10 protein-coding genes and 1 tRNA gene are annotated in these 9,179 nt (G+C 69.5%); 8 read left to right on the forward strand and 3 right to left on the reverse strand.

Annotated elements, in window-relative coordinates:
- Nucleotides 1-2 precede the first annotated feature (2 nt).
- The 6 genes from ACFWSK_RS27345 to ACFWSK_RS27370 all read left to right on the forward strand — a co-directional run bounded on the left by ACFWSK_RS27345 (nucleotide 3) and on the right by ACFWSK_RS27370 (nucleotide 5,300).
- Nucleotides 3-3,254, forward strand: a complete 3,252-nt coding sequence (locus ACFWSK_RS27345) for a hypothetical protein (protein ID WP_383791437.1) — start codon at nucleotides 3-5, stop codon at nucleotides 3,252-3,254.
- 10 nt (nucleotides 3,255-3,264) lie between these two features.
- Entirely contained in the window at nucleotides 3,265-3,729 is a 465-nt protein-coding gene (locus tag ACFWSK_RS27350; RefSeq protein ID WP_383791440.1) for a hypothetical protein, read from the forward strand.
- Nucleotides 3,729-3,989, forward strand: a complete 261-nt coding sequence (locus tag ACFWSK_RS27355) for a hypothetical protein (protein ID WP_383791443.1) — start codon at nucleotides 3,729-3,731, stop codon at nucleotides 3,987-3,989. The genes ACFWSK_RS27350 and ACFWSK_RS27355 overlap by 1 nt, the downstream gene beginning before the upstream one ends.
- A gap of 64 nt (nucleotides 3,990-4,053) precedes the next feature.
- Nucleotides 4,054-4,788: an N-acetylmuramoyl-L-alanine amidase gene (locus ACFWSK_RS27360; RefSeq protein WP_383791446.1), complete on the forward strand. Its 735-nt coding sequence runs from the start codon at nucleotides 4,054-4,056 to the stop codon at nucleotides 4,786-4,788.
- Nucleotides 4,785-5,042: a hypothetical protein gene (locus ACFWSK_RS27365; RefSeq protein WP_383791449.1), complete on the forward strand. Its 258-nt coding sequence runs from the start codon at nucleotides 4,785-4,787 to the stop codon at nucleotides 5,040-5,042. The genes ACFWSK_RS27360 and ACFWSK_RS27365 overlap by 4 nt, the downstream gene beginning before the upstream one ends.
- Nucleotides 5,043-5,147: 105 nt before the next feature.
- Nucleotides 5,148-5,300, forward strand: a complete 153-nt coding sequence (locus tag ACFWSK_RS27370) for a hypothetical protein (RefSeq protein WP_383791452.1) — start codon at nucleotides 5,148-5,150, stop codon at nucleotides 5,298-5,300.
- A 90-nt stretch (nucleotides 5,301-5,390) separates the two neighbouring features.
- Here ACFWSK_RS27370 and ACFWSK_RS27375 read toward each other — a convergent pair whose 3' ends face one another.
- Nucleotides 5,391-5,633, reverse strand: coding sequence for a winged helix-turn-helix domain-containing protein (locus ACFWSK_RS27375; RefSeq protein ID WP_383791454.1), 243 nt, complete (start codon nucleotides 5,631-5,633; stop codon nucleotides 5,391-5,393).
- Between the two features lie 167 nt (nucleotides 5,634-5,800).
- On the opposite strand from ACFWSK_RS27375, the gene ACFWSK_RS27380 reads away from it, so the two are divergent.
- Both ACFWSK_RS27380 and ACFWSK_RS27385 read left to right on the forward strand, forming a co-directional pair.
- Entirely contained in the window at nucleotides 5,801-6,004 is a 204-nt protein-coding gene (locus ACFWSK_RS27380) for a hypothetical protein (RefSeq protein ID WP_383791457.1), read from the forward strand.
- Nucleotides 6,001-6,189, forward strand: a complete 189-nt coding sequence (locus ACFWSK_RS27385) for a hypothetical protein (protein WP_383791459.1) — start codon at nucleotides 6,001-6,003, stop codon at nucleotides 6,187-6,189. The genes ACFWSK_RS27380 and ACFWSK_RS27385 overlap by 4 nt, the downstream gene beginning before the upstream one ends.
- A 198-nt stretch (nucleotides 6,190-6,387) precedes the next feature.
- On the opposite strand, the gene ACFWSK_RS27390 is transcribed toward ACFWSK_RS27385, so the two are convergent.
- Together ACFWSK_RS27390 and ACFWSK_RS27395 are read right to left on the reverse strand one after the other, a co-directional pair.
- Nucleotides 6,388-6,461, reverse strand: a tRNA-Lys gene (locus ACFWSK_RS27390).
- A gap of 322 nt (nucleotides 6,462-6,783) precedes the next feature.
- On the reverse strand, nucleotides 6,784-8,916 hold the full coding sequence (locus ACFWSK_RS27395; RefSeq protein WP_383791462.1) for an FG-GAP repeat domain-containing protein: 2,133 nt from the start codon (nucleotides 8,914-8,916) through the stop codon (nucleotides 6,784-6,786).
- Between the last annotated feature and the right edge of the window lie 263 nt (nucleotides 8,917-9,179).

Here is a 9,179-nt window from a genome sequence, read left to right on the forward strand (position 1 = left end):
CCATGCCGAGCCTGCCCCCACCCCGGGTCACCGAGCTCTACTACGGCGGCCAGTGGACCAACATCAGCGGCGACATGCGGGAGTCGACGCCCGTCACGATCACGCGGGGCGTGTCGGCCGAGGGGGCCCGCAGCGACCCCGGTACGGCTACCGCGCTGCTCGACAACCGCTCGGGGGACTACAGCCCCCGGGACCCGAACTGTCGGCTGTACGGGGAGGTCGGCCGCAACACTCCCTGGCGGTTTGGAGTGCAGGCCGGCCCCCCGTGGGTGGACCTCCCCGGTGCAGCGGGCGACGCATTGGTCACACCCGACCATGCGGCGCTCGGCGTCGCTGGGGACCTGGATGTGCGAGTCGACGTCGTCCTGAACGACTGGCGCCGCCCGCAGCTGTTCGCCGCCCGCTACCACACGGTCGCCGAGGACCGTAGCTGGGGCCTGATGCTGGAGGGCACCGGCAAACTGTTGCTGGTCTGGTCGTCGAACGGCACGATCGCCGCCCGGAAATGGGTGGCTTCCACCGTGCCGGTACCCGTCCCGGACTGGCACGCACCGCGGCTCACCGTGCGCGCCGTTCTCGACATCGACAACGGCGCGGCTGGCAACACGGTGACGTTCTACACCGCCCGGCACGGATACGGCTGGGAGCAGCTCGGGGCCCCTGTCGTGACCGCCGGGACCACGTCTGTTTTCGACGGGATCGCACCGCTGGAGCTCGGCGACAGCGTGTGGCTCCAGACCCTGCCCGCGGGCACAGCCATGTACTCACTGGCGGGCAAGGTCTACGGCCTGCAACTGCGCGACGGGGCCGCCCTCAAGGTCAACATGGTCTTTGACACGGCCTCGGCCGGTGCCAGCACGGCCACGGACACCACCGGCCTGACGTGGACCACGACGGGCGGCGCATCACTGTCCAACCTCCATACCCGGATGGAGGGCGAGGTCCCGGCCTGGCCGCCCTCGCGTGACCTGTCCGGCAATGACCGGACGGTCTCCATCACCCCGGCCGGGATCATGCGCCGCCTCGGCGCGGGGAACCGCCCGCTCGACTCGGCCATCCGCCGGTACATGCTCGGCAGCAACGCGCTGGAGTGCTGGCCGCTCACCGATGGGCAGCAGGCCACACGGGGCGCCGCCCTGCGCGGGTCCCCTCCGGTCATCGCCGCGGGTAAGCAGTCGCCCCCGTTGTGGGGCCAGGGGTCGGTCGCCGACTGGATCGAGCCGGTCCTGCAGTTCCCCGACCAGAAGAACGGCATCCTGACCGCCACGCCCGGCAGCGTCGGCACCGCGACGTGGTCCGTCGACCACGTGCGGTCGGGCGCCGGTCTCTCAGAGGTCATCGAGGTCCACGACCGAGGCCGGGGCACCGAGTCCAACAACCGCACCATCTGGCGCGTCTACACCCAGGCGGTGCCGAACCAGATTCTGATCTTCCGCGAGACCGTGGCCGCCGACAGCTCCAGCACCGCCTTCCTCGACACCGTCGCCGATCCCGGGATTTTCGACAGCAGGCCACACCACATCCGGTTCAGCACAACCGTCAGCGGCGGCTCAACCGCCTGGAACCTGTACATCGATGGCGCTCTCCGCGCTGCTGGGGTCGAGGCCCTCGCCGGCCAGGCGCTGGGACGCATCGAGTACCTGTGGGACCTGGATGCCCCCGAGGCCGGCGACCTTTCGTTGGGGTACCTCACGTGCTGGAGCAACACCGGGCCCTCGGCCAGCGCCGTGTACCAGGCCGTCATGGGGTTTCCAGGAGAGACCGCAGGGGCGCGGATGCAGCGGCTCTCCACGGAGAACGGTGTCGCGATCTCTGTCTCGGGCGAGGACGCGTACCAGACACGGCTGGGAATCCAGCGCCCGGAGAAGTACCTCGACAGCTTGTCGACCATCGCCAAAGCTGACTTGGGGTACCTGATCGAGCGGCGGGACGCGCGGGAGCTGGCCTACCGGGCCCGCGTCACGCTCTACAACCAGGTGCCCGTCATCACCCTGCGCTACACGGACGGGGTGATCAGCGCCCCGTTCAAGCCTCTGGACGACGACAAGCTGTCGGAGAACGACGTCTCTGTCACGCGGGACGGCGGAACGACAGCACGGGCGGTTCTGGAGACCGGCCGCATGTCGGTGCAGGACCCTCCGGACGGGATCGGCCGCTACGACGTCGACTACAAACTCTCTTTGGAGGCAGATCACCAGACCGACGAACACGCCCAATGGCGCATGCACACCGGCACGGTCGACGGCCTGCGCTACACCAAAATCACGCTGAACCTCGCCAACGCGCGCGTCTACGCGATGATCAGCGACATCTACCGGGCCGACATCGGCGACCTGATACGCCTCACGGACCTGCCAGCCGACCACGGGCCCGGACCCGTCGATCTGATCATCCGCGGCTACACCGAGGAGATCGGAGCGGATGCCTGGACCCTCACATTCAACTGCGTACCCGGCCAGCCCTGGACCGTAGGCGTGGCCGACGACCCGGTGGTCGGACGCGCGGACACGGACGGGTCGCAACTCGTGGCCGCCGTAACAACTGCGGCCACCACCCTGTCGGTGGCATCCACTGCCGGCCCGGCATGGGTAACCGACCCGATGGAGTACCCGTTCGACCTCACCGTGGGCGGAGAGGTCGTGACCGTGGTCGCGGCCGGGCAGGTGATCAACCCGAATCCTCTGCTGCTGACCGGTGACACCACGGGGTGGCTCCCGGCGTCTGCGTCTCTCGCCTACTCCACCACGATCGTGAACACCGCCCGCGGCGCCACGGGGTCGATCCTCCTGACGCCGGCCGGAGGAGCGTCCGCAGTCGGCCTGAACGCCGAGCCGCACAGCGCGGTCGGCACCATCACACCGGGAGCCTCGTACACGATGTCCGGCTGGGTGTACTCGCCGCTGGGCTGGGCGGACATGAGGATCGTCACCGACTGGTACACGGCGGCTGACGTCCTGATCTCTACCTCCCCATCAGTCGCCGTCGCCGCACCGGCGGGTGTGTGGACGTACATCACGCTGACCGCGACGGCCCCGGCACTGGCCTCTCGGTCCCGTGTGCGCGGCCGGCAGGGCCTCACCCCCACGGCTGCGGATATCTCGTACTGGTGGGCGGTCCGCCTGGTCCCCGATGCGTCGGTGTCGACCACGTCGCCGCAGACGATGACCGTCGTCCGGTCCGTCAACGGCATCGTCAAGGCACACACGGCCGGCACTCCGCTGTCTCTCACCCACCCGATGCGCGCCGCGCTCTGAGGAGGTACGCATGCCCATTCTGGCGGGCCAGATCGTGAAGGCCGGGCAGCTCAGCCGCATGCAGCCCCGCCCCTACTACGCCCAAGCCGGGGTCCCCACCACCATCACCACGACCACGTTCACGGCCGTGGAGGGCTGCTCCATCACGCTCACCACCACGGCACCGGGCGCGACCTACACCGTCCAGGCCAATTTCAGTTTCGACGTCACGGCGGCCGTGGCGGGCGTCTACACCAAGGGCGCCCTGTTCGTCGATGGCGTCCAGCAGTCCGGTGAGGCCCGCTGGGCCGAGGGCACGTCAGGGTCCGATACCGGCGACTACGACATGGCAGGCAAGGGCTGGCGAGGAACGCTGGCAACTGCGGGCACCCACACCCTGGACCTGCGCTGCGGGCTGAGCTCCATAACCGGCGCTCCCGGCATCGCCTGCACCGGCTACACCGATTTCACCGTCACCATTTACGAGGTGGTCTGATGCCCGTCATCGTTCAGCGCTACGAATCCATGCAGTACACCGGCACCAACGGGCCCGAGGTCGGCGACTGGCTCGGCAACGCCGAGTTCGCCGGGGTCACCGAGGACGGCTCCCTACAGCTCACCGTCAACAGCGACGGCACAATTTTCACCACCCGCATTCCGCAGGGCTGGTGGGTGCTCCGCTACGACGGCCGGCACGAGGGCACGGTGAGCCCCGAGGACTACCCCCGCCGGTACTACGAGATTCCCGGCACCTGACCCGCACGCCCACACGAGCCCCGCGCCGCTTCGGCCGGGGCTTCTTCCATGTCTGGAGACGTACATGGCCGCACCACTGTCCGCTGCCGCGTTCATCGCGGCCCTGCGCGCCGAAGGCGTGAAAGTCGTCGAGACGAGCGGCTGGCGCACCCACAACCGGAACAGCAAGGGGGCGTGGGGCCCGGTCCACGGGGTGATGATCCATCACACCGTGACCAAGGGCACCACGTCCACCGTCAAGCTCTGCCGCGATGGGCACAGCACCCTCCCCGGGCCCCTGTGCCACGGCGTTATCGCGAAGGACGGCACCGTCCACCTGGTCGGCTACGGCCGGACGAACCACGCCGGGCTGGGTGATGACGACGTACTTGCCGCGGTCATTGCGGAGAAGGCGCTCCCCGCGGACAACGAGGCGAACACCGACGGCAACGCCCGCTTCTACGGGTTCGAGTGCGTCAACCTCGGCGACGGCAAGGACCCGTGGCCGGCCGTTCAGCGTGAGGCGATCGTCCGTGCGTCGGCTGCCCTGGTCCGCGCTCATGGCTGGGGCAAGGACGGTGACACGTCCGTCATCGGCCACGCCGAGTGGCAGCCGGGGAAGGTCGACCCGCGCGGAATCTCCGGCGGGATGGACGGCATCCGCGCGAGCGTCCGCGAGCGCCTGAAGCACGCGGCCAGCTGGTCACCGTCCGCACCGAAGCCGCCGACCAAGCCCCCGACCCCGAAGCCCCCTACAGCCGATGAGCGAATCACCGCTCTGGAGAAGCGCGTCACCGCGCTGGAGAAGGAATCCTCATGACCGACTTCCCCCTGCCCTCGACGCAGACCGTCGTGAAGACCGCGAAGACGTACAGCCGGGACCTGGCCGAGCGGGTCGTCTCCACCGGCCTGGAGGCGTTCGTGGGCGCGCTGGTGCTCACCGCCCCGTTCGACCTGACCATGTGGCATAACGCCGCCGTGGCCGGGGCCGCTGCCGGCGGAGCCCTGCTGAAGGGGTTGGCGGCCCGGTGGCGGGACGTCACGAACTCGGCCTCTCTCGCGCGAGGGGTGTAGGTGGTGACGCCGCCGGAATCGGCGACCGTGGCCTTGGAACTGGCGGAGATCCGGAGGTCAGTCGACGTCGGGTTTACGAAAACGGATGGCAGTCTCGCTCTCCTGGTGCAGCGCAGCGAGCAGACCGACAAGCAGCTCGCCGAGCACGACGCCCGGATCGGCGCACTGGAGCGGTCTCGCTGGCCGCTGCCCTCACTGGCTGTCCTGGCCAGCCTCGGGGCTCTCGGCCTCACGCTGTACGAGAAGACTGGACGCTGAACCACCACGCCCCCTGCTCGGCCATCACCGGCCGAGCGGGGGGCGCTTTCGTGCGTCCGGGGTTTTCACGGACGTCCGTGAAAACGCAGGTCAGGCGTCTGACTCGGGCAGTCGGGCAACGAAGGTGCCGATGCCTGGCTCCATGTACGCCAGACCTGCCGCACGCAGCTCCTGGAGGACTCGGCGCGCCGTCACCGGACTGACCCCAGTCTCCGCCTGCAAGTCCAGTGCGGAGGGCAGGCGTGTTCCGGGCGGGTACACGCCGCTGTCGATGCGCTCCTCCAGCAGGGCATACACCTGCCGCCACCTGGGGATATCGGGCTGCCAGTCCATGAGCGTGACGCTAGGTGCACGGGGGTGGCTAAGCGAGACAGGTTTGATAGGTACGCCTATCGCGCCTATCGCGCCTATCTCTCTCCGTCTATGGTGGACCTCACAGTGACCCCCCGCGACCGATGGCACGGCCCGGGGGTGCGGACGATCGCGTGGAGGCGACTGTCATGCAAGACCTTACCGAGGCAGTCCAGCTGACGGACCCCCTGGAACTGGCCGACCCGAAACCGAACCCGGCGTGCACGGTCTGCATGGCACTCGACAGGCAGCGCACCGAGGCACGACGCCTCGGCGACATGACCCAGGTGTCCGACTGCAACATCGAGATCCGCCGCCACCCGCACTCACGCCCGCGCGGGGCCAGGTCATGAGCACGCCACTGCTGGCCGTGCCCCGCCCATACCCCGGATGCGTGCACTGTGCCGGCCTCGTGCGGGAGTGGACCGCGGTCACCGAACCGGCGGCCCCTGAGTACGACCGGGACCGGGCCAACCACATCGCGGGCGCGATCGTCGCGCACCGCCGCCAGGACGAGGAACGCGCGCCCGCACTGTAGCCACCGACTCCCGCCCGCAGCCGACGCCGATCCGGTTACGAGCGGGCATCCGGAGCCCCGACTGAACGAGCGGTCGGGGCTCCGTCATGTCGTGATCGTTTGCGGTTCGATTGAGCATCGCTGGAGCAACAGCCCGAAATGGCCTCGAACATGAGTCAGCCCCAGATCAGAAAGTAGCTCTGACCTGGGGCTGAGGCGTAGGCCGTGTGGGACTCGAACCCACAACCAACGGATTAAAAGTCCGCTGCTCTGACCAATTGAGCTAACGGCCCTCGCGGATCACCCCCGAGCATAGCCCGCCCGGGCCCGGCAGCCGATCCGGTATCCGGTGACGGGCCCGTCGCGCCCGGTTCCCGCTGGTACGCGGGCCGGGCGGACGGGTCGGCGTGCCGGGTTCGTGCGCAGGTGAACGGGCTGCCGGGTGGTCAGCTGATGCGGGCCCACTTCAGCCAGCGTATCGAGGCCAGCTTCCCCGGGGCCTTGAACCCGCCGTTGTGGCCGGCGTTGCAGGAGCCGGCGGATGCCTCGGGCGCCCGCCCCTGCCGGCCTGCCGGTGGGCCGGCCGTCGTCGTGTCTCCGTCCGTACCGGCCAGATCAGAAGATCCCCTTGTAGACGTGCCAGCCCGTGGCGATCTGCGTACGGCTGCTGAACGCACCCTTGCCGTTGCCGTTGTTACGGAAGAGCCGGCCGCTCGTGTCCCGCTCGACCAGGTCCGGCCTTCCGTCGCCCGTGATGTCGCCGACGCCGACCACGACGTTGTACGAGCGTCCCCAGTCCGAGGCGACCAGCGCCCGGCCTGCGAACCGGCCGGTGCCCAGGCCGTCGTAGCGCCACAGTCCGCCGTTGCGGTCGTGGGCCAGCAGATCGGCCCTGCCGTCACCGGTGATGTCCCCGACGCCTGTCATCCGCGCGTACTTGCCCAGGGCGCTGCCGATCCTCACCCGTGCGGCGAACTTCCCGCCCGCGGCACCGGCGTGGAAGTAGACGTCCCCGGTCGACTTCTGGCGGGTGACCAGGTCCGGCCTGGCGTCCCCGTTGAGGTCTCCGGTCGACGTCATCACGTCGTACTGCTGCCAGCCCGTGCCAAGCGAGGCGTGGCTGCTGGACGGGGTGTACGCCCCGCCGCAGCGGCCCGAGTAGCGGCGCAGCTCCCCGGCCGGCATCCGCACCAGCAGTTCGGCACAGCGGTCGCTGCCCGTGTCCGCGAACGGGATCGCGACACTCCCGGCCGGCCATCCGGCGCCGGAGGACTTCCCGGAGAAGACGCCGCCCTGCTGCCCGAAGTGCTGGGTCAGCGTGCCGTTGGAGTTGAAGGTGAGGAGGTCTCCGTAACTGTGGTACGCCTGGTCGTGGAAGCCCTGACGGCCACCCGAGACACCGATGGTGCCCTTCACGGTGTACGTGCCGGAGCCCTCGCGCGCCGTGGCGGTGAGGCTCCAGGTGTGCGTGCCGCTGTAGGTGTACGCGCCCGTGTCGGTGCGTCCGTCCCAGACGAGGTCGGCCTCGGTGCCGCCGCCGCCCTTCATCGTCCTGACTGGCTGCCCGGAACCGTCCTTGACCGTGAACGTCCAGGTCGCGGGCTTACTGAGCTGCCAGGCGCTCGACCAGACCTGCCCTCCGCTGCTGTCCTTGAGGTCCAGATAGGCGTCGTCCTGATCCGCCGAGATCTTCTCCAGCGGCTGGGTGGGCACGCCACTCGGTACGACGTGGGCCGCGTGGCCGGCGTCCAGATACGCGATGTCGCCGCCGAACTTGTCGACAGCCCAGGTGAGTCCACGCTGGTCGGCGGTGTTTCCGGCGGGCAGGTCGGCGACGGGGCGGGGCGGGGCGACCGCTCCGGTGTGGAAGTCGCTGAGCATCAGCTTTCCGGCGGTCCTGTCGTGCCGGACGAGGTAGCCGTCACCGACGAGCGCCGGTCCCGACGGCACGGCGACCGACTTCCCCGCCGTGCGGTCCCAGACCCCGGCGGCGCCTGACGGGCCGCAGTTCCAGTAGACCCAACGGCCGACCGCCCGTACTTCCTTGATGACGCAGGGGGCACCCGTGGCGACCGTCTCGACGACCTTCTTCTGGACGATGTCGAGCGCGGTCAGCGCACCGGTCGCCGAGCTCGCGGTCCAGAGCCGGGTGCCCCAGACGCCGGCCGCGGTGGCGGAGCGGGTCATCCGGACGTTGCTGCTGCGGTAGGTGAGCCACCCGTCCACGTACTGCGTGGCGGGTGACCCCGCGTTCATGACGTAGTAGGAACCGGTCAGGTCCACCAGCTCCACGGAGCCCGACGTGACGTCGTCGATGTGGAGCGAGTTCTTGGTGATCCAGACCTGGAGGGTCTCCTTGCCCCACCCGTCGACGGCCACCACGCCGTAGCGGCCGTTGCCCGCGCCCTTCAGGCGGATGCAGGAACCCGCGTCGCACGGCACGGCCTTGAGGTGGCTCCCGTCGGCGTATTCGCCCACGTAGCTCATGTACGCCGGCGCGCCCACCTCCGACGCGTCGGCGGTGACCTGCCGCTGTGTGATGTACGGCCTGCCGGTGGGTGCCTGCTCGACGGTGTGCAGCAGACCGCCGGAGAGTTCGATACCCCGCCCGGTAGTCGGTACGGGGTCGGCGGCCGCGGCAGCGGCTGGGGCCACTGGGGCCGCCTGCGCGCCGGGCACGACACCGAGAGCCGTGGCGAGGACGGCGAAAGAGGTCAGAGCGATACGGCCACGCGCATAGCGAGCCAAGTGAGTCCCTCCCCGGGATCAAGACGTCACAGGAAGAGATCGGCGCGGTGCGCCGCGGACTCGAGAACCGAGTGAACCGGCCCCCCCGGGCCAACACCCCCTGCGCGTACGCCGGATGGTACCGCCGGTCCCGCCCCGGGCGGAAGGCATTTTCGAACCCGTTCAAGCCGGATCGTGAGAGGACGCCGGCGACGAGTGGAAGGGAAAACAGAAGCGGGGCCCGGGGTGGAGAAACGGCCCCCGTAAGCACGTGACAAGCAAAA

The organism is Streptomyces sp. NPDC058620 (assembly GCF_042717135.1).
GTDB lineage: Bacteria > Actinomycetota > Actinomycetes > Streptomycetales > Streptomycetaceae > Streptomyces.

Excerpts from the sequence above, each read along its gene's own strand:
- ACFWSK_RS27345 (WP_383791437.1), top strand. The coding sequence starts at position 3 with ATGCCGAGCCTGCCCCCACCCCGGGTCACCGAGCTCTACTACGGCGGC.
- ACFWSK_RS27350 (WP_383791440.1), top strand. The coding sequence starts at position 3,265 with ATGCCCATTCTGGCGGGCCAGATCGTGAAGGCCGGGCAGCTCAGCCGC.
- ACFWSK_RS27355 (WP_383791443.1), top strand. The coding sequence starts at position 3,729 with ATGCCCGTCATCGTTCAGCGCTACGAATCCATGCAGTACACCGGCACC.
- ACFWSK_RS27360 (WP_383791446.1), top strand. The coding sequence starts at position 4,054 with ATGGCCGCACCACTGTCCGCTGCCGCGTTCATCGCGGCCCTGCGCGCC.
- ACFWSK_RS27365 (WP_383791449.1), top strand. The coding sequence starts at position 4,785 with ATGACCGACTTCCCCCTGCCCTCGACGCAGACCGTCGTGAAGACCGCG.
- ACFWSK_RS27375 (WP_383791454.1), bottom strand. The coding sequence starts at position 5,633 with ATGGACTGGCAGCCCGATATCCCCAGGTGGCGGCAGGTGTATGCCCTG.
- ACFWSK_RS27380 (WP_383791457.1), top strand. The coding sequence starts at position 5,801 with ATGCAAGACCTTACCGAGGCAGTCCAGCTGACGGACCCCCTGGAACTG.
- ACFWSK_RS27385 (WP_383791459.1), top strand. The coding sequence starts at position 6,001 with ATGAGCACGCCACTGCTGGCCGTGCCCCGCCCATACCCCGGATGCGTG.